The 19,152-nt window shown below is 61.5% G+C and carries 16 protein-coding genes; 8 read left to right on the top strand and 8 right to left on the bottom strand.

From position 1 onward, the window contains the following. Positions 1 to 2 precede the first annotated feature (2 nt). Together CRO46_RS04625 and carB are read right to left on the bottom strand one after the other, a co-directional pair. Entirely contained in the window at positions 3 to 197 is a 195-nt protein-coding gene (locus CRO46_RS04625) for a type II toxin-antitoxin system HicA family toxin (protein ID WP_097105463.1), read from the bottom strand. A 12-nt stretch (positions 198 to 209) separates the two neighbouring features. Then, a complete protein-coding gene (gene carB / locus CRO46_RS04620; protein WP_097105462.1) occupies positions 210 to 3,701 on the bottom strand; it encodes a carbamoyl-phosphate synthase large subunit in 3,492 nt (1,163 codons plus the stop codon). 286 nt (positions 3,702 to 3,987) lie between these two features. Here carB and CRO46_RS04615 point away from each other — a divergent pair, with 286 nt between their 5' ends. Then, a complete protein-coding gene (locus tag CRO46_RS04615; protein ID WP_179758950.1) occupies positions 3,988 to 4,932 on the top strand; it encodes a phosphatase PAP2 family protein in 945 nt (314 codons plus the stop codon). 11 nt (positions 4,933 to 4,943) lie between these two features. Here the strand turns inward: CRO46_RS04615 and CRO46_RS04610 are convergent, their stop codons facing one another. Both CRO46_RS04610 and CRO46_RS04605 read right to left on the bottom strand, forming a co-directional pair. Then, on the bottom strand, positions 4,944 to 5,312 hold the full coding sequence (locus CRO46_RS04610; RefSeq protein ID WP_244577762.1) for a hypothetical protein: 369 nt from the start codon (positions 5,310 to 5,312) through the stop codon (positions 4,944 to 4,946). A 68-nt stretch (positions 5,313 to 5,380) separates the two neighbouring features. Continuing rightward, positions 5,381 to 6,250, bottom strand: coding sequence for a LytTR family DNA-binding domain-containing protein (locus tag CRO46_RS04605; protein WP_143438953.1), 870 nt, complete (start codon positions 6,248 to 6,250; stop codon positions 5,381 to 5,383). Between the two features lie 134 nt (positions 6,251 to 6,384). Here CRO46_RS04605 and CRO46_RS04600 point away from each other — a divergent pair, with 134 nt between their 5' ends. From CRO46_RS04600 to CRO46_RS04590, 3 genes are all read left to right on the top strand, one after another. Continuing rightward, positions 6,385 to 7,356: a DUF2306 domain-containing protein gene (locus CRO46_RS04600; RefSeq protein ID WP_097105456.1), complete on the top strand. Its 972-nt coding sequence runs from the start codon at positions 6,385 to 6,387 to the stop codon at positions 7,354 to 7,356. Positions 7,357 to 7,426: 70 nt separating this feature from the next. Beyond that, the gene (ypfJ, locus tag CRO46_RS04595) at positions 7,427 to 8,338 is read left to right on the top strand and encodes a KPN_02809 family neutral zinc metallopeptidase (protein WP_097105455.1); all 912 of its coding nucleotides are present in this window, start codon (positions 7,427 to 7,429) and stop codon (positions 8,336 to 8,338) included. 427 nt (positions 8,339 to 8,765) lie between these two features. Further along, complete coding sequence (locus CRO46_RS04590; RefSeq protein WP_179758949.1) at positions 8,766 to 11,018, top strand: methyl-accepting chemotaxis protein; 2,253 nt, start codon at positions 8,766 to 8,768, stop codon at positions 11,016 to 11,018. A gap of 130 nt (positions 11,019 to 11,148) precedes the next feature. On the opposite strand, the gene CRO46_RS04585 is transcribed toward CRO46_RS04590, so the two are convergent. Beyond that, entirely contained in the window at positions 11,149 to 12,471 is a 1,323-nt protein-coding gene (locus CRO46_RS04585) for a mechanosensitive ion channel family protein (protein WP_097105451.1), read from the bottom strand. A 150-nt stretch (positions 12,472 to 12,621) separates the two neighbouring features. On the opposite strand from CRO46_RS04585, the gene CRO46_RS04580 reads away from it, so the two are divergent. From CRO46_RS04580 to CRO46_RS04570, 3 genes are all read left to right on the top strand, one after another. Further along, positions 12,622 to 14,010 (top strand): MATE family efflux transporter, encoded by a 1,389-nt coding sequence (locus CRO46_RS04580; RefSeq protein WP_097105449.1) that lies wholly within the window; start codon positions 12,622 to 12,624, stop codon positions 14,008 to 14,010. A gap of 113 nt (positions 14,011 to 14,123) precedes the next feature. After that, entirely contained in the window at positions 14,124 to 14,705 is a 582-nt protein-coding gene (locus CRO46_RS04575; protein ID WP_097105448.1) for a hemerythrin domain-containing protein, read from the top strand. Between the two features lie 150 nt (positions 14,706 to 14,855). Beyond that, on the top strand, positions 14,856 to 15,242 hold the full coding sequence (locus CRO46_RS04570) for a hypothetical protein (protein ID WP_097105446.1): 387 nt from the start codon (positions 14,856 to 14,858) through the stop codon (positions 15,240 to 15,242). Positions 15,243 to 15,385: 143 nt separating this feature from the next. Here CRO46_RS04570 and CRO46_RS04565 read toward each other — a convergent pair whose 3' ends face one another. The 3 genes from CRO46_RS04565 to CRO46_RS04555 all read right to left on the bottom strand — a co-directional run bounded on the left by CRO46_RS04565 (position 15,386) and on the right by CRO46_RS04555 (position 18,370). Beyond that, a complete protein-coding gene (locus CRO46_RS04565) occupies positions 15,386 to 16,678 on the bottom strand; it encodes a PQQ-dependent sugar dehydrogenase (RefSeq protein WP_097105444.1) in 1,293 nt (430 codons plus the stop codon). Between the two features lie 278 nt (positions 16,679 to 16,956). Further along, entirely contained in the window at positions 16,957 to 17,331 is a 375-nt protein-coding gene (locus CRO46_RS04560; RefSeq protein ID WP_097105442.1) for a c-type cytochrome, read from the bottom strand. Positions 17,332 to 17,596: 265 nt separating this feature from the next. Beyond that, complete coding sequence (locus CRO46_RS04555; RefSeq protein WP_097106498.1) at positions 17,597 to 18,370, bottom strand: helix-turn-helix domain-containing protein; 774 nt, start codon at positions 18,368 to 18,370, stop codon at positions 17,597 to 17,599. A 118-nt stretch (positions 18,371 to 18,488) separates the two neighbouring features. On the opposite strand from CRO46_RS04555, the gene CRO46_RS04550 reads away from it, so the two are divergent. Continuing rightward, positions 18,489 to 18,914: a hypothetical protein gene (locus CRO46_RS04550; protein ID WP_097105440.1), complete on the top strand. Its 426-nt coding sequence runs from the start codon at positions 18,489 to 18,491 to the stop codon at positions 18,912 to 18,914. Positions 18,915 to 19,152 lie beyond the last annotated feature (238 nt).

The raw sequence follows: 19,152 nt of genomic DNA, 5'->3' as shown, positions 1-19,152 counted from the left end.
TCTCAGTCCTTGGGCCAGCGGGCCTGTGCGTAGAACGACCGAACTGTTCCAGCAGGAATATCCTTGCGCGGATGGGTGAGAATCACAACCCTACCGTCCAACGGTTGCCGGAACTTGTGATGGGGCCCACGAACCGATACCAGCTCGAAACCATCAGCCTTCAGACGCTTGATGGTATCGCGGCTGTCCCGCAGCATCAACTTGCCCCGTCAGGCGGCCGGGAAATAACTCTGCAGCGGGTGTACCTCGAGGTTTCCGGCCTTCAGCGCGGCGATGGCCTGGGCGGCTGAGAGGCTGCCGGCCATGGTGGTGAAGTAGGGCACCTTCTGCATCAGGGCGGCGCGGCGCAGCGACTTCGAGTCCGAGATCGTCTTGGCGCCCTCGGTGGTGTTGATCACCAGCTGCACCTGGCGGTTCCGGATCGCGTCCTCGATATGGGGACGGCCTTCGGCCACCTTGTTGACCTGCTCGGCATCAAAGCCCTTTTCGTTGAGGAACTCGGCGGTGCCGGATGTCGCCATCACCTTGAAGCCGTTGTCGGTGAGAATGCGCACCGCCTCGAGAACGCGCGGCTTGTCCTCGTCGCGGACCGAGACGAACACCGTGCCCGAGCGCGGCAGATCGTTGCTGGCGCCGAGCTGCGCCTTGGCGAAGGCGAGTGCGTAATCGCGGTCAAGCCCCATGACTTCGCCGGTCGAGCGCATTTCCGGTCCAAGCAGCGTGTCGACGCCGGGGAACTTGGCAAACGGGAACACGGCTTCCTTGACCGCGATGTGAGTGAGCTTGCGGTGATCGGGCACATCGCCATAGGCGGCGAAGGCTGCGTCCAGCTTTTCGCCGGCCATCACCCGTGTCGCCACCTTGGCGATCGGCGAGCCGACGGTCTTGGCCACGAAGGGCACCGTGCGCGAGGCGCGCGGATTGACCTCGAGCACATAGATCACGTCGTCCTTGATGGCGTATTGCACATTCATCAGGCCGCCGACATTGAGCGCCCTGGCAAGCGCGATTGTCTGTGACTCGAGCCGGTCGACCATCTCGGACGACAGCGTGTGCACCGGCAGCGAGCACGCACTGTCGCCGGAGTGAATGCCGGCTTCCTCGATATGCTCCATGATGCCGGTGACATTGACGCTTTCGCCGTCGCAGAGACAGTCGACATCCACTTCGATGGCATTGGTCAGATAGGTGTCGAACAGGAGCGGATTGCTGCCCAGAAGCGTGTTGATCTGGCCGGTCTTGTCGTTGGGATAGCGCGCCTTGATGTCTTCAGGCACCAGTTCCGGCACGGTGCCGAGCAGGTAGTTCGACAGGTTGGACTCATCGCGGATGATCTGCATGGCGCGGCCGCCAAGCACGTAGGAGGGGCGAACCACCAGCGGGAAACCGATATCGGTGGCGACGAGGCGGGCCTGCTCCACCGAATAGGCGATGCCGTTGTTGGGCTGGATCAGGTCGAGCTTGTGCAAGAGCTTCTGGAAGCGGTCGCGGTCTTCGGCCAGGTCGATCATGTCGGGTGCTGTGCCGAGGATCGGAATGCCGGCCTTTTCCAGCGCATCGGCCAGTTTCAGCGGGGTCTGGCCGCCAAGCTGCACGATCACGCCCTTGAGCGTTCCGGCCTCCTGCTCCTTGTGCAGGATCTCGAGCACGTCCTCATCGGTCAGCGGATCGAAATAGAGCCGGTCGGAGGTATCGTAATCGGTCGACACGGTTTCCGGGTTGCAGTTGACCATGATCGCCTCATAGCCCGCATCCTTCAGCGCAAAGGCGGCGTGGCAGCAGCAATAGTCGAACTCGATGCCCTGGCCGATGCGGTTGGGGCCGCCGCCGAGGATGACCACCTTGGTCCGGTCAGAGACGCGCGCCTCGCAGGCCGGTGCGCCGGCAAACGGGGCTTCATAGCTCGAATACATGTAGGCCGTGGGTGAGGCGAATTCGGCAGCGCAGGTGTCGATGCGCTTGTAGACCGGGCGCACGCCGATCTCGCGGCGCAGCCTGGCGACTTCGTGGCTGCGCTTGCCGGTGAGCGAGCCGAGCCGTGCATCGGAAAAGCCCATCGACTTGATCAGCCGCAGGTTCTCGGCGTCGGTCGGCAGACCGTGCTCGCGGATCCGGGCTTCCATCGCCAGAATGTCCTTGATCTGGGCCAGGAACCAGGGATCGATCTTGCAGATCGCGTGCACGTCCTCAGCGCTCATGCCGAGCCGCAGCGCCTGTGCCACCATCCTCAGCCGGTCCGGCGTCGGCGTGCCGATGGCGGCCTTGATGGCATTTTCGTCGTCGCCTTCACCGAGCCCCGGGATCTCGATCTCGTCGAGGCCGGTGAGACCGGTTTCGAGACCGCGCAGCGCCTTCTGCAGGCTTTCGGCGAAGGTCCGGCCAATGGCCATGACTTCACCGACGGATTTCATCGCGGTGGTCAATAGCGGCTCGGCGCCGGGGAATTTTTCGAAGGCAAAGCGCGGGATCTTGGTGACGACATAGTCGATCGACGGCTCGAAGGAGGCCGGGGTGGCGCCTTGGGTGATGTCGTTTTCAAGCTCATCGAGCGTGTAGCCGACGGCAAGCTTGGCGGCGACCTTGGCGATCGGGAAGCCGGTGGCCTTGGAGGCCAGCGCGGAGGAACGGGAGACGCGCGGGTTCATCTCGATGACGACAAGGCGGCCGTCCTTCGGGTTGACGGCGAACTGCACGTTGGAACCGCCGGTTTCGACGCCGATCTCGCGCAGCACCGCCACCGAGGCGTTGCGCATGATCTGGTATTCCTTGTCGGTCAAGGTCAGCGCCGGGGCGACGGTGATCGAATCGCCGGTGTGCACGCCCATCGGGTCGAGGTTCTCGATCGAGCAGATGATGATGCAGTTGTCGGCGGTGTCGCGCACCACCTCCATCTCGTATTCCTTCCAGCCCAGCACCGATTCCTCGATCAGCACTTCGGTGGTCGGCGAGGCATCGAGCCCGCTTTCGATGATGTCGAAGAATTCCGAGCGGTTATAGGCAATGCCGCCGCCGGTGCCGCCCATGGTGAAGGAGGGGCGAATGATGGCGGGAACGCCGATCAGGTCGAGCGCCTTGGCGGCCTGTGCCATGGCATGGCTCATATAGCGCTGCTTGCGGTCGGATTCGCCCAGGTTCCAGGTGTTTTCCAGCGCGTCGAGGGCGGCATCGAGTTCGTCGCCCGAGAGCTTTTCGCGCAGTGCCCTGCGCTCGGCCTCATGCGCCTTGCGGTCGGTGTCCTTGATCTCGGTGGCATTGGCCAGAAACGAGCGCGGGGTCTCGAGCCCGATACGTGACATCGCCTCGCGGAACAGGGCCCGGTCTTCTGCCATGTCGATGGCAGCCGGCTTGGCGCCGATCATCTCGACATTGTAGCGCTCGAGCACGCCCATGCGCTGCAGGGAAAGCGCGGTGTTGAGCGCGGTCTGGCCGCCCATGGTCGGCAGCAGCGCGTCGGGGCGTTCCCGCGCAATGATCTTGGCCACCACTTCCGGCGTGATCGGCTCGATGTAGGTGGCATCGGCGAGGCCTGGATCGGTCATGATCGTGGCCGGGTTGGAGTTGACCAGGATGACCCGGAAACCTTCTTCCTTCAGCGCCTTGACGGCCTGGGTGCCGGAATAGTCGAATTCACATGCCTGCCCGATAACAATCGGTCCCGCACCGATGATGAGGATCGACTTGATATCATTGCGTTTCGGCATGGTCCGGGTCCCTTTTCTGCGGGCTTCGCGCAAAAATCCCCCCGCTGGAGATCAACCACCCGGGAGACGCCATGCGCAAAATCTGAGGCTAGACGCGGCTTATAGGGAAATGGATGCTGTGAGGGAACCCCCAATGCGACGATGTGCAGGGGAAAGTGGGGGGTGTGCCGGTTCCAATTCTGAAGCCTTGCGGTGCGGCTTTCAGCCCCGGCTGTTGTTGCCAACGGAATTTTAAGATGCATCCGACATCTTTAAAGCCCGTTGCAATAGCATGGCGCAGGAATGCATGACCCGTGAATTGAAGATCCTGCGCGCATTCATGTGGTGGTCGCTTCTGGCATCCGGCACCGTGGTCATGCTGTTGTTCAGCGTCTCCAAGGTTTTGCTTGATGTTCATGCGTTAATGCCTGTTGCCTCATCAATGTCCCTGATGATTTTGACAACAGTGATTTGCCGATTACGCGGTTTCATCAAATCCTCTTTGATCTTGGAAGCCCTATCCGGTGGTGTCGCGTTCTCGGTCCTGGTGCTGATGTCGACCTATCTGGCGGTGTCGCTCAATTCACCATTGGCAGATGCCACACTCATGGCGATTGACCAGCGCGTGGGGTTTGATGGTGTTGCATTGATACGCTTCATCGACACCATACCACTGTTTTCGTGGGCGCTGATGCATGCCTACGCGTCATTTTCCCTCCAATTGATAGTGTTGCCCATGCTTTTGATCCTTTGTGGACACCCAGAACGAGCGTTTGCATTGGTTCTGGCCTATGCCGCGGTTGGCTTTTTTTCGAGCTTTGTTTCGATCTGGTTTCCGGCTTTGGGTGCGCATGTGGTGTACGCCATCGAGCCGGATTCACTGGCCTCGATCAATCCTTATTTCGGGCATGCATTTCTTGACCAGTTCAATGCAGTCCGTGAGCAACCGGAGTTCATGTTCTCGCTGGCGACGGCGGAGGGGATCCTCACATTCCCTTCTGTTCATGCTGCGGTTGCTTTGATATGCGGTGTCTCGGCGTTCAGCCTCCCATGGCTCAGATATCCGTTCCTGGCGCTCAATGCCTTGATGGGGTTTTCGACCCTGACCCACGGTGGGCACTATCTTGTTGATGTGTTTGCCGGTTTTGCCGTCGCGGCGTTAGCGCTTTATTGTGTCGGGGCTGTTTCCCGGATGCCGCAGCACAAACCGACCCAAGCGTTCCAGTTCAGCAGCAGAAGAAGCGCCGGGTAGATCGATCAGGGCTAATTCCCCACTTCGCGCTTTTGCAGATCGAGCAGCCATTCCACCACATCGGTCTTCTCATGGTCGAACAATCTGAATGTGGCCATCGGGAAATGGTCTGCCGCGAGGAAGGCTTCGAACCAGGCGCGGTCGCGCTTATCGCCCTTGACGATAATCGAGTAGGGCGGGGCCATGTCGGCGGTGAGCTTTTCGCCCTCGCGGACATGGCAGTCGCGGCACCATTCGTCGACCACGGCCTGACCGCGCTTGACGGCTGCCTGATCGGCCGGCGCGGGGGTGGCTGTGAGCGGCAGGGCTGTCAGTACCATGACGCGAACAGCGATCAATGCCGTTGCCGCTACCTTACCTGACATTTTGTTGATGGCCATTTCAATTGCTCACTGGTTGGTTCCGATGCGAGCCTGAGGCATGTTCGACGCGCCCGCCATGATCGGGATCAAGAATTTCTGATCCTGTTGCCCCAGCGGCTGCGGACGGCCGGCATCTGGCTGCGGCTCACCGGCAGCTCGCGGCCATCAAGGGTCTGGACCACCAGTTTCGGGTTCTTGCCACCTTTTCTACTCAAGGTCTCGACGCCGGCGTCCGAGACCCAGTGCGAGCGGTGGATCTGCTGGCCGGCGCCAGCTTCCGCGATGGCATCGGCAAGGCGCATCAGGATCAGCTCTTCGCCCCTCGTGGTCACCACCAGCACATAGTGATCCTGCACCTCAAGCCGGATCAGGGTGCCGCGCTTTTCCACAGGAAGCCTGTCAAGCAAGGATGGCCGATCGGCTGCAACGCCGGAATCGGTTGCGGCGGCTATGGCGCCAGGTGAAGAAGATGCGCCGGGTGTGGTGGCGGTCGCCTCGCCCGGGCCGGCCGGTGCGTCTGGTTCGCCGCTGCTCATGCTGAGCCATGCCAGCAGCGAGAACGTCACGCCGATCGGCAGGGCGATCAGCGCGTTTTCGGCAATCTGCATCGCGTTGAGAGGGCGCATCAGTAACGCGAAGTTGATCACCGAGATGACCAGCCCGAGGGGCGGAGCCGACACAATGGCACCGATAAGCATGCGGTTGAGCCGGGAGGCCATGCGGGCTGCCAGCAGAGTGTCGAAGAAGGCAATGCTGGTCAGCGCGCAAGCCCAGCTGGCAGCGTGCAGCACCAGCCAGTAGCCAAGCCGGGTGGGGAAGGCCAGCCGTTCATAGGTGCCGAACGGGCCGGTGATGACGAAGAGGCCGACCACCAGTGCAAACACCAGCCACAGTCTGGGCCGTTTGAGATGGGTGTGCAGTTCACGAAGCGTGGATTGCAGCAATGGGGCGCTCACGAAGTTCTCCGGTCACAGACGCAGATGGCGTTGAGGAACGCCTCCGTTCATGGCCGATGAGGTTCGATTAAGCAATCGGAGTGCAGGTGTTTGACCCGCCAGCCCACCGCGATCCACAACAAGGACCTGTTTTCATGACTCTCGAACCTCTGCTCAATGCCAGCCCTGCGATCCAGCTTCACGTGCTTGCCGTCGTTCCGGCGGCGGTCATTGACGGCATCCTGCTGCTGGGGCGGAAAGGCACGCCGGCCCATCGCAGTGCGGGCCGGGTCTGGATTGCGCTGATGCTGCTTGCCGCGCTGTCGAGCTTCTTCATTCACACGATCAGGCTGTGGGGGCCGTTCTCTCCCATCCACCTGCTCTCGGTGTTAACGCTGGTGGGCGTCTTCGCGGTGGTCTGGTCGGCGCGGCGGCGCGACTTCATCAATCACCAGCGGGCGGTCAAGTCACTCTATTTCGGCGCCATCGGGATCGCCGGAGGTTTCAGCTTCCTGCCTGGCCGGATCATGCACGAGGTGGTGTTCGGTTCAGCCGGGGCGAGCGCTGCTTCCGTTCCTCCGACAACGCTTGCAACAGGTCCGGCAGCGGCCGTGTATATCGTTACTGCGGCGCCGGTCTGGGTCTGGCCGCTGCTCATTGCGCTGATTGCGCTTGGCGTGAGCCGCATGCGCGACCGGGTCCTGCCGGTGTGGCGGCTGATGCTGTTGCCGGCGCTGCTGATGGTTGCGATGCTGTTGCCAGTTCTGACTGGCGGGATCGATGCTTCCGGGCTCTCGGCCATGGCGGCAGGCCTTGGCCTTGGCCTGGCCGCCGGCTTCATGACCATGCGATCCGCTGTGGCAACGCGGCTTGAGGGCAACAGGGTGCTGGTCAGGGGGGAAGTCATCTCGCTGCTCGCCCTTCTTGCGATCTTCGCGTTCCGCTTTGCTGCTGGCGCCATTGCAGCAGTGGCGCCCGATCTCATGGAGAGGGCGGGTGTCCGGGAACTTTTTGTCGCCGCGCCGGTTTTCCTAGCGAGCGTGATGGCTGCCCGGGCGCTGGCGCAGGCCGGCTACAACCCGCTTGCGCGGAAGTCCCGCCGACTGACGCTGGAAGCCGAATGTTGAAACTGGCTTTGGCGCGCCGTACCAGCGTATTGCAGAAGCACGGCTCATGCCGCCCGGGAGACTTGAGATCATGGATTGGAAAGGCCGCCGCCAGAGCCGCAATATCGAGGACAGACGGGGATCCTCGTCGCGTGGCCGCACTTCATTTGGCCGCAGCGGAGGTATCCGCCTGCCATCGGGCGGCATTCGCCGTTCGGGGCTGAGCTTCAAAACCATCTTGATCATCGGGGTGATCTTTCTCGTCCTCAAGCTGATCGGCATCGACCCGCTGCAATTGCTCGGCGGCAATACCGGCGCGCTAAACGGGCAAAGCCAGACTGAACGCCAGGTGACACCGGCGCGCCAGGACGAGATGACGCAATTCGTGGCCACGGTTCTGGCCGAGACCGAGGATGTCTGGAACACCATCATGCAGTCGCACGGTTTCGCCTATCCGGAGCCGACACTGGTGCTTTTTTCAGGCGCAGTCAGTTCGGCCTGCGGCAATGCCAGTTCCGCTTCCGGTCCGTTTTATTGCCCCGGCGACCAGAAGGTCTATATCGATCTCACCTTCTTTGACGAGCTGGCCCAACGCTTCAAGGCGTCGGGTGATTTCGCCCAGGCCTATGTGATCGCGCACGAGGTCGGACACCACGTGCAGAACCTGATCGGCGTGCTGCCCGAGTTCAACCGGATGCGCCGCTCGATGAGCCAGACGGAAGAGAACCAGATGTCGATCCGGGTCGAGCTGCAGGCCGATTGTTTTGCCGGGATTTGGGGGCATTATACGGAGCAGAAAGGGCTGCTCGAGCGTGGCGATCTGGAAGAGGCGCTCAATGCCGCCCGGCAGATCGGCGACGACACGCTGCAGCGCCGCACCCAAGGGTTCGTTGTGCCCGAAAGCTTCAACCACGGCACCTCGGCGCAACGCAAAAAATGGTTCGCCCGCGGTTTCGAATCTGGCCGCCTGGAAGCCTGCGACACGCTCAACAGCCCGGTTTAAGCCGACCGGAGAAGCATTGAAACGCTGCGGTGTCCGGCAGGCTGCCGTGGGATGTGGTCCAGCGGTGACGCCTGTGCGGGGACTGGGGAGCGGACACCATCCATGTCCGGCCGGAAACCCTGTTTACACTTCTGCAACTAGCTGGGAACCACCATACACTCTTTTGCATGTTTTGTGCACGGGATGTGGGGCAGGTCTAAGAAAACTACATTTGCCGTGAGAGAAAACACTTGTCTTCGGCAGCTTCTCAACTTCGCACCCCTTAAATCTTGCAGGGGGCGCTTAAGTGTTCATGAGCTAAACCAGTGAGATTTTTGGGGCAGGTGCCGACAGGGAAGACTGCCGGACAACTGTTGCAGCATGATGCTTCAAGCAAAAGGGACGATGAATGTTCCAAGTCCCGTCATTTATCTGCAGGTCCGCAACCATGACCCTTAAAACACGCATCTTTCTGCTCGCACCGCTCGCCATCCTTGGGATGCTGGTGGTAGGTTCAATCTTTTATGTCGGAGGCAGGATCGAGCAGAACTACCGCGCCGATCTCGCCACAATCCAGTCGCTCTACTCGCTCGATCAAAACATCGAGCTGGCATTACTGCAGGCGCGCCGCGCGGAAAAGGACTTCCTTCTCCGCAGCCGCGAAAGCGATGTCGTCCGGCACGGGGAAGTCACCGCAGCGGTGGCAACACAGATCTCGGATTTGCAGCAACTGGCCAAAGAGGAGTTTCCCGCCGAGCTCGATCAGCAGGTCGAAACTCTGAAAGCAGGGTTCGCCCAGTATCTGGCCGGCTTCAAGGCACTGGTAGAGAAAAACCTGGCGCTTGGCCTTGACGAGGATAGCGGTTTGCAGGGCTCGCTCCGTACCGCGGTGAAGGAGGCGGAATCCGTGCTGGATACGCTCGAACAGCCCGAGTTGAGCGTCAAGATGCTGATGATGCGCCGCCACGAGAAAGATTTCATCATGCGCGTCGACGAGAAATATGTCGGACGCCTGAATGACCGCGTGGCCGAATTCAAGCAGTTCCCGATTGAGCTGTTTGGCACAGCGGCCAACCGCGATGCCGTGTTTGAGCTGATTGATGTCTACCAGAAGGATTTCCAGGCCTTTGCTACCGCGACGCTGGAAGAGCGCGCCCTGAGACAGGAGCTTTCCAAGATCTATGCCGGCATCGAACCGGCTCTGGCGGAAATCCAGGCTTTTGTCTTCGAGCGCAAGGAAGCCACGGCGCAGGAACTCAATGCCGTCCAGGACAGCATTTTCCAGACCGTCATTCTGGTCACCGCTCTCGCCATCCTCGTCATCGGCGTGGTTGCAGTGCTCGTCGCACGGTCGGTCGGCAAGCCCCTGGCTTCGACTGTTGCCGCACTTCAGGCTCTTGCCCGTGGCGAAACCGGGGTGGTCATCGAGGGCAAGGAACGCAAGGACGAAATCGGCGATATTGCCGTTGCCTTCGATGCCTGCCAGGCGCTGGCTGTCGAAAAAGCCCGCCGCGAACAGGAAGAGGCCGATGCGCGCGAAGCCGGTGAGCGTGAACGACGGGCCGAGGAAACCCGCCGCGATGCAGAGCGCAAGCGTGATCTGGAAACCGCCATCAGGGCGCTTGATGCCGCACTCGGCAGGCTTGCCGATGGTGATCTCACGGCCAGCATTGCAGATCCCTTTGTCGGTGAACTCGACAATCTGCGTGTCTCGTTCAATGCGTCAGTGGAAAAACTCAACGAAACACTGACAGAAGTGAAGGCCAACACCGACAGCATCGCGGGCAATTCGGAAGAAATGCGGGCAGCTGTCGATGACCTGTCGAAACGCACGGAACGACAGGCAGCAGCGCTTGAGGAGAGTTCCGCAGCACTTGAGCAGATCAACTCCACGGTGGCGAGCTCGTCAAACCGGGCCCAGGATGCAACACGCAAGGTGTCGGAAGCCAAGACAGCCAGCGACGCTTCCACCCGTGTGGTGACAGACGCAGTCCAGGCGATGCAAAACATCAAGGGGGCTTCCGAGGAGATCTCAAAGATCATCGGTGTCATTGACGAAATTGCCTTCCAGACCAACCTGCTGGCGCTGAATGCGGGTGTCGAGGCTGCCCGTGCAGGCGAGGCGGGCCGTGGTTTCGCCGTGGTCGCGCAGGAAGTTCGCGAACTGGCCGGACGCTCGGCCACCGCTGCCAAGGAGATCAAGACCCTGATCAGCAAGTCTTCCGAGGCTGTTGACAGCGGTGTTGACCTGGTCAAGGCAACGGGCGATGCGCTGGCAACCATCGCCGGGCAAGTCAGCGACATCAATGATCACATTCATTCGATCGCCACGGCTGCCAAGGAACAGTCCACGGGGCTGCAGGAAGTCAGCTCCGCGGTCAGCCAGATGGACCAGGTTACCCAGCAGAATGCGGCGATGGTCGAGGAAGCCACGGCGCTCACTCACAGGCTGTCGGGTGAAACGGCCGAGCTTTCCTCGCTGGTCCAGCGCTTCCGGATTGCGGGGGCGGGCGCGAGCCTTTCGCCAGCCCAACCAAGCCATACGAGCCGCCCGGCGCCGCGTGTGCAGATATCGCCGGCCGCCGCCACTGCTGCTGCCCCGGCACGGCCTTCCCCGGCCAAGGCGATGGTCAACAAGGTGCGGCAGGCCTTCAGCTCGAACGGATCTGCCGCTGTCGAACAGGACTGGTCAGAGTTCTGATCCAACAGCGGGTTTCGACCTCGATTTTGCCGGGAGCTCCAGGGCTCCCGGCATTTTTGTGGCCGGTTCAGGGTCGGGCGGCAGGCGGATATGCAACGGAGGATTGGCTTTGCCGCCCCACTTTCCGGGGCTATTCGGCTTCCGGCGCGGTGCGGCTGACGACCTCCACCGGCGTGCGCATGATGATTTCCCGGTGCGGGAAGGGGATGTTGACGCCGTTTTCCTTGAACTCATCCCACATCGCAAGCAGCACCTTGCCGCGGACATTGGTCAGGCCCGCCTGCGGGTCGGCGATCCAGAAGCGCAGCTTGAAATCCAGTGACGACGAGCCGAATTGCGTCATCCAGCACACGGGAGACGGCGCATCGAGAACGCGGTCGATGGTACTGGCTGCGGCGATCGCCAGTCTGGTGACTTCATGCGGGTCGCTGTCATAGGCCACGCCGAAATCGACATCGAGCCGCACCAGCTTGTCGGAAAACGACCAGTTGACCACTTTCTGGGTAATGAAGTCCTCGTTCGGGATCAGGTATTCGCGGCCGTCGCGGGTGATCACCGAAACGAAGCGGGCGCGCAATTCGCGGATCCAGCCAAAGGTGTCGCCAAGCGCGATGGTGTCACCGGGCTTGATCGAGCGGTCCATCAGGATGATGACGCCGGAGATGAAGTTCGACACCACTTTCTGCAGGCCGAAGCCGAGCCCGACGCCGACGGCACCGGAAAACACGGTCAGCGCGGTGAGATCGATGCCGGTGGAAGACAGCGCCATCATCCCGGCAATCACGATCAGGCTGATCTTGACCACCTTGCCAGCCAGAACCCTGAACGAAGGAGACAGGTCCTCAAACGTGTTGATGCGGCTGTCGAAGAAATTTCCGGCCAGATTGGCGATCCAGAGAAAGCCCGCGGTAATCACCACGGTGCGCAGGACGAACAGCGCCGAGATGCGCAGGTCGCCAAGCTGGATGGCCATCTGCTCGAGAAACGCGGCGGCATCTGGGCGCAGTTCGAGTATCCCGAGCGCGACATAGCCGAACACCGCAAGCGCGATCAGCCGCGAGATGGTCCGGTTGTGAATGATGCGGCTCGAGACCGAGATCGCCAACCAGGCCCAGCCGAGCGCCAGCGCCAGCGCCATCAGATAGGTCCGTGACGGCCAGGTCAGTTCCAGTGTCACCAGCCGGATGAGCCACAGCAGGATCAGGAAGATGATCCAGTGGGTCCGGCGCATCACCGCGATGATGACGCGCAGCAGGCCGGGCTTTCCCTTGATCGTGCGGGCGCGGTCTTCAAGCCAGGGCTCGACCCTGCGCGATATCACCCAGCCGGCCGCATAGCAGCCCGCCAGAATCAGGATCTGATAGAAGGTCCAGGGCTGGGCGAGATAGGCGGAGGTCTTGTCCCAGAAGGTGACAAGGGTCTGCGCGGTTGCGGGGATGTCGATACTGTCCATCCCGCTAGTATGGGATCTTATGCGTGAATTGAGAAGCTCCCGTCTCGGCAATCCGGGATGGATGCAGCACAGAGGCGCGCCGCGTTGCAGAGCGGGTTGCCAAGTATTTTTCGCGGGCGCATAAGCGTTTTTCGAGGACGGGAGCATTTCATGAACGTGCAGTTGAAAACCGCCAGGGACGGGCAGAGCTGGGGCGCGCATATCTGGGCAACACTGGCGCTCGGCCTGCCGCTGGTGGGCACCCAGATTGCCCAGATCGCGATTGCCACCACGGATGTGGTGATGCTCGGCTGGTACGGCACGGAAGAACTGGCGGCCACCGTGCTCGGGTCGCAGGCCTTTTTCATCGTCTTCATCTTCGGCACGGGCTTTGCCAGCGCCATCCTGCCGCTGGCAGCCCAGGCCGAAGGCCGCAATGATCCCACTCATGTGCGCCGCTCGGTGCGGATGGGGATGTGGATCCTGCTCATCTATTCGGTGCTGGCAATGCCGTTCCTGTGGCAGCTGGAGCCGGCGCTGATCGCGCTCGGCCAGAAGCCGGAACTGGCGGCGCTGGCCAGCGATTACATCCGCATTGCCCAGTGGGGCATGTTCCCGGCGGTAATGATGATGGCCTTGCGGTCGTTCTTCGCCGCGCGTTCGCGGGCTGCGATCGTTTTGTGGTCGGCGCTGGTCGGCACGGTGGTCAATGCGGTCCTCAATTACGGGCTGATCTTCGGCAATTTCGGCTGGCCGGAGATGGGTGTGCGCGGCGCCGCCGTAGCTTCCGTTTTCAGTTCCAGCGTGATCTTCCTGATCATGGCGGGATGGGCGGCGCTGCATCCACGGCATTCCGAATACAATCTGTTCCAGCGCTTCTGGCGGCCGGAATGGCCGGCCTTCGTCGAAGTCTTCCGGCTCGGCGTGCCGATCGGTTTCACCATCCTGGCCGAGGTCGGGCTGTTCATGGCCGCCTCGGTGATGATGGGCTGGCTCGGCACCGTGCAGCTGGCCGCCCACGGCATTGCCATCCAGCTTGCCTCTATCAGCTTCATGGTGCCGCTGGGCTTGTCACATGCGGCCACCGTGCGGATCGGCCAGGCCTATGGCCGCGCCAACATGGAGGAGCTTGCACGGGCGGCGCACACGGTGATGGGGCTTTCGGTGGTAGCAGCGCTCGCCTCCGGTGCCTTGTTCTGGCTGATTCCGGAAGCGCTCGTCAGCCTGTTTCTCGACGAGAGCAATGCCGATGCGGCGGAACTCCTGGCCGTGGCCGTGCCGCTGCTCCTGGTGGCCGCCGCGTTCCAGCTGGTCGATGCCATCCAGGCGATCGGCGCCGGGCTGCTGCGCGGCATCAAGGACACCCGCATTCCGATGATCATGGCGGTAATCAGCTACTGGCCGGTGGGCCTGTCGGCAGCCTACGGGCTCGGTTTCGGCCTGGGCCTCGGCGGCCCGGGCATCTGGGCCGGCCTCGCCATCGGCCTGGGCGTCGCCGCGGTGCTGCTCAATTACCGGTTTACCAGGCGGGATCTGTATCTGGACGTTGCGAAGGCGTGAGGCGAAGCAGGAAAGGTAGGCGCGTTGGTGACGCTAAGGAAGGTGCAGGGTGGTGGCATTCGGGGCCGGGGAGAACGTCTCGACGTGGGCGATGTCAGGTCAATATATGCCGCATGACTGATCTTTCGAACCAGACGCTGGATGAACTCAGCGTCGATGAAGCTGCGCGGCCCAAGGCCCCACCGGTGCCCGAGGCAACGGAAATCCATCGTCGCCAAGGTGGTCAACTGGCTGCCATCCACCGCCATTACCTGAGGGAAATGGGCCAAATCGGCGCGATCCTCACGCGGATCGAAGCGCGGCATGCACCTCCGGAGCATCTGAAGCAGCTTGTGCTCTCCCTCGATATGGCCGAGAATTTTCGCGTGTTCGGCTCGCTCTGCGGCCGTGAATGCCAGGTGCTCAAGTTTCACCACGACATTGAAAGCTCAGACATGTTCCCCAGGATCGAGGCAGCGGGTGGCGGCAGGTTCCGCGAGGTCGTGGCGAAGCTGAAGGCGGAGCATGAGGTGGTGCACGAGTTGATCATCCGCCTCAACCATGCGGCAGAGGCCTTGGCGGAAGAGCCCTCGGAGGAAAATTTCTCTCAGGCCGGCGCCATATTCCGGAAACTGGAAGCGGTCGTGCGCTCCCATTTCGGCTATGAAGAAACCGAGTTGTCAGAGGCGATCGGTTACTACCTCGGATCGATCTGATGCGGTTTCGCGGTAAGGCTTTTCCCCGGGAAGGCCGTTGCTTTTCCGGTATCCCTGTCCCGGGCAAGGGCGGCCGCGTGCGGATCGGCTTCTTGCCAGCAGGCCGGACTTTGGCAACACTGGTGCAACGCCCCCTTTCGGAGTGAGGCAATGCGTAGGGACTTTCTGATTGTGCTGGTGATCACTGCACTGCTGCCGGGTGTTGCCATGGGTGACATCGCGACGGCAAATGACCGCGCGAAATCCGGCACGTTCGATGCCACCGGCGAGGTACGCTGCGCCCAGGAGGTTGGGCAGCCGCTCGAGCCTTGCAGCGCGGACGTCGCGCGTGCTGAGGACGCGGCTGCGGTGGTTGTCAGATTTCCGAACGGCTTTGCCCGCAGTCTGATGTTTTCGGATCGAGCTTTTCTGCGCGGCAATGCCACCATGTCAGGCACCGGCACCGACATGGATTGGCGCCTGTCCGGCGGCATGTTTCACGTAAGGGTGGATGACCAGCGTTTCGAGATTCCCGAAACGCTGGTCTTCGGAGACTGATGCTTGTCGCGTTCAGATGAATTCATTTGACCGATAACGTACATGCACCATTCCTAAGCGATACAGCGCGTTTTGCGCATCCGACTGGATGCGCGGCGCTGATATGCAATCCGCGCGAACCGGCCGCGCGGCACCGCCCGAGCTTAGCTGCCGGGTGTCAGCTTGTAGATCGTGCCTTCGTCGATCGCCGTATAGAGGCTTCCATCGGGCCCCATGACGACTGAGCGGAAACGCCCCGGTTCCATCGGCAAGGTCATCTCGGTCACGTCTTCGACGTCGGTGTTGTCGTCGTTGAACTGTATGACGTCGATCCGCTGACCGATCGGGGTCCCGCCAAAGCCGATGCCCATGATGCCGACGACCATGGCGCCATTCCAGTCTCCCCAGGCCTCGCCGTCGAGGAACGCTGCCGAGGATGTGCCCTGCGACCAGCCGTTGTTGTTCCAGATCGGCGGCATGGCATCGGGATAGGTGTCGAAATCCGTCATCGGCATCCATGCCGCACGCTCGTAGCGGTTCATGCCGCCTTCCTGGTTCGGGCTGTAGCCGCAATAGTCATCCGGGCAGTCGTCACGCCCGGCCATGTTCGGCCGCGGGTCCCAACCGGCATTGCCGCCGTTTGCAAGGATGGTGATCTCGTCGGAGTGCCACGGTCCGTGCTCGGCGGTGATCGCAGCGCCGGTTTCGGGGTGAAACGCGATACCCTGAACATTGCGGTGCCCGTAGGTATAAGTCCGCTTGTCAAATCCTTCCGGTGGGCTGTTGTCGGGATGGGCGTTCCCGTCGGTGTCGATCCGGATCACCTTGGAGCCCATCATCGTCGGGCTCTGGGGCACCTCGCCGTTGTGGGTGTCGCCGGTTGTCAGGTACAGGGCCCCGTCAGGGCCGAAGCGGACACGGCCGCCATTGTGCGCGCCCGGGCCGCCGAAGGGATGGTTTGAGGCCGCCATCTTGTAGGGAACGTCGTCGACGATATCGGTCCGGTCCGAAACGCTGGTGAAGTCATCGCTCAAGGTGAACCGCATCAACCGGTTGGTGTGGGGATCGGACATGTTCGAGGTTGAATAGACATAGATGCGGCGGTTGTTGCCGAAGTCCGGGTCGAAGGCCACGCCCATCATGCCCGCCTGGCCTTCGCAGAAGAGATCGGACCCGTTTGAGCTATAGCCCTCGGTATCGCCGACTCCGTAAAGCGCGTTGACGGTGCCGTCCGGCATGCGAACCGAAAGCCCCTTGCATTTTTCGGTGAACAGCATCGTGCCGTCATCGAGAAACGCCATGTCCCAAGGATTGTCCAATCCGTCGAGAACGACCTCGCTCATGAGGCTGGTGGTGTTCATTCCGCTCTGGGCAAAGGCCGGTAAAGCCGCCAGCGCAGATCCGGCGAGCAGCAGTGTTGCTGCCGGCAGCGTCAAAAAAGATGAATTGCAGGCCATGATTATCCTCCCTGGTATGGAGGTCTCCAACTGGTCTACGATACACTGGCGAAATTGAAGATGGTACGACATCATCATCGAGGCCATGGAGACCGAGACCTGCGAAGTATATCCCTCGCAGAAATACGGTCAACGGTAATCTGTTTCTGGTCGGTCGTGCCCACCCAGGCGCCGGAAATCAATCTTGGCGCCCGAAATTTACTCCAACAATTTGATTAAATACATGAATGTCGTGTCTCGATAAGAACCCGTCGAGCTTGCCTGCCATGCAGTCGTCTTCAGTCGAAAGCCGTGGCGACATAGACCGAAATGTTGGCGATATCCTCATCCGACAATTTCTTGGCGGGCTGGATCATGAGGATCGAGTTGGGCCCGATCTTCTCGCCCGACCTGTAGATCTCGAGCTTTTCCGCTATGTAGTCCGGCTCCAGGTGCGAGAGTTTAGGATAGCTTGCCGCACCTTGCGCCTTGTTTCCGTGACATGCGCGGCAGGATTTCTTGAAGATTTTCTCCGCCGCTTCCAGGTCCACGTCGTCCGTCGCGATCGCGGTTTCGGTCTCGTCGGCCCGGGCCAGGTTCGATCCGTAGCTGTTTGTCCAGGCCAGAACACCCAACAGGATCATCAAAGAGGTCAGCACGTGGCGTTTTACCATAGTAACGGTCTCCCCTGTGCGATAACGCTGTTCTTTCTAACCTGTTTCCGCTGCTCGTCCAACAACGGAGATCAAGCGATCGCCGTACGCCTCGCCGGGTTCACGGAACAGGGCGCATGCGGTGGCGCGATAGGTTCATCTCAGGATGTGGCGTTCTGACGTGAAACACAGAAGCCGCGGTGCAGGGAGGCTGTCATGCCTCGTCACCGGCCAATTCGGCGCAACAGTGGCTGCCACCCGCAGTCCGTGCATCCGGGCGAAGTGCTCAGCTGCCAGCAGCAAGTGTTTCCAGCACCTGCCGCGTCGCCTCGTCGGCCGGGAACAGGTGTTCGATCCTCCAATCGGCCAGCGCGATGTCTTCGGCGTTGGAGAACTGGCTCATGGTGGAAAACAGCGAAAGCGTCGTCTCTCCCAGCCTGTATCGGGTGGGCACGATGGCCTGGCTGCCATTCATCAGATCCGGTGTCGCGCATCCCGCCTGCGCGGTGAGTTTTGCGGCCATTTTCTCGAGATAGGCATCGCCGCCGAGATGGGCGGCTTCGGAGTGCAGCCGTTGAGCCAGATGCTGTGCCACCTCAGGCCAGTTCTCGATGTTGGCGGACAGGGCAGAGCCCTCCACCAGCGCCTCGATCAGGTTCGCGCCCTCGCCAAGCCTCATCTGCGCAAGCAGCATCTGCGCCATCTCATTGGCCTGCACGATCGTCCAGTGGCGGTCCAGCGCAAACGCCGGGTAGGGCATGTGGCGCTCGAGCATCCAGTCGAGTGCGGCCGTGACCGGTGCCATTTCCGCGTCGTCGAGCCCGCGTGCGCGATAGCTGGGCGCGAAGCCTGCCGCATGCAGCAGGGCGTTGCGCGAACCTCGCGGCACATCGAGCACTGTACCGAGATTGAGCACCATGGCGCGGCTGGGGCGGGCGCGCCCGGTCTCGAGAAAGGAAATGTGCCGCGCCGAAACATTGGCGCTGAGACCAAGGTCGAGCTGGCTGAGCTTTCTGGTCTCGCGCCATTCTCTCAGCAATCCGCCGAATTGAGTTGTCATGTCTGCCTCCGTGAGCCGCATCATAGGCGGGATGAAACTCCTGTCACTTACCTCAAAGGTAATTGATGGGTGCCGGGCGAGGCGCTTTTCTCCGCACATCAACAACGGAGTAGCAAACATGGAAAACGAACGTACACAGGCATGGGTAAAGACTGCTGCGGCTCTTGTGGCCGCATTCGGACTGGTGTTCGCACTTGCAGCCTGGCCGCCGCTGGCCGGCCCGGTGGTTTTTGCCGTCGACCTTTTCATCTGGCCGCTCGACGGGCAGCAAATGCTCGCCGCGCCTGAAACGCGCGTCTTCATTGCGATTTCCGGCGGGCTTATGGTTGGCTGGGGCGTGACACTGTGGAAACTGGCTGCGCATCTGATGCCGGTGGATCCAGCTGCTGTCCGCTCGATCACCATGACCGGGCTCTATTGCTGGTTCGCCGTCGATTCCCTGGCCTCGGTCATGGCGGGCGTTCCGGTCAATGCGGCGGCCAATGTCAGCTTCTTGGTGCTGTTCCTGGTTGCCTTCGGCCAATGGCGCGCGGCCCACGCCTAGTGTGCCGATCTCAAGCCCAAGGGTGCCGGTCCTGCAGCGGGACCGGCGCCGTTATTGCGGTGAGGTCGCAATCAATTACGGGGCAGGCGGGTTGCTCCATGGATGAGGCAACGGCCTGAGGCGGGTGGAGCGGGTGGTCCCGCTGTCCTGACAGGGTTTCAGGCTGACGTTATCGGCCTTTGCGGACATGCATTAGGTTGGGATTGCCACCTGAAGTCAGTTGCTGTGCCTCTGATGG

Source organism: Parahoeflea halophila, from assembly GCF_900220985.1.
Taxonomy (GTDB): domain Bacteria; phylum Pseudomonadota; class Alphaproteobacteria; order Rhizobiales; family Rhizobiaceae; genus Hoeflea; species Hoeflea halophila.
This window is presented reverse-complemented; position numbering and strand designations above follow the sequence as displayed.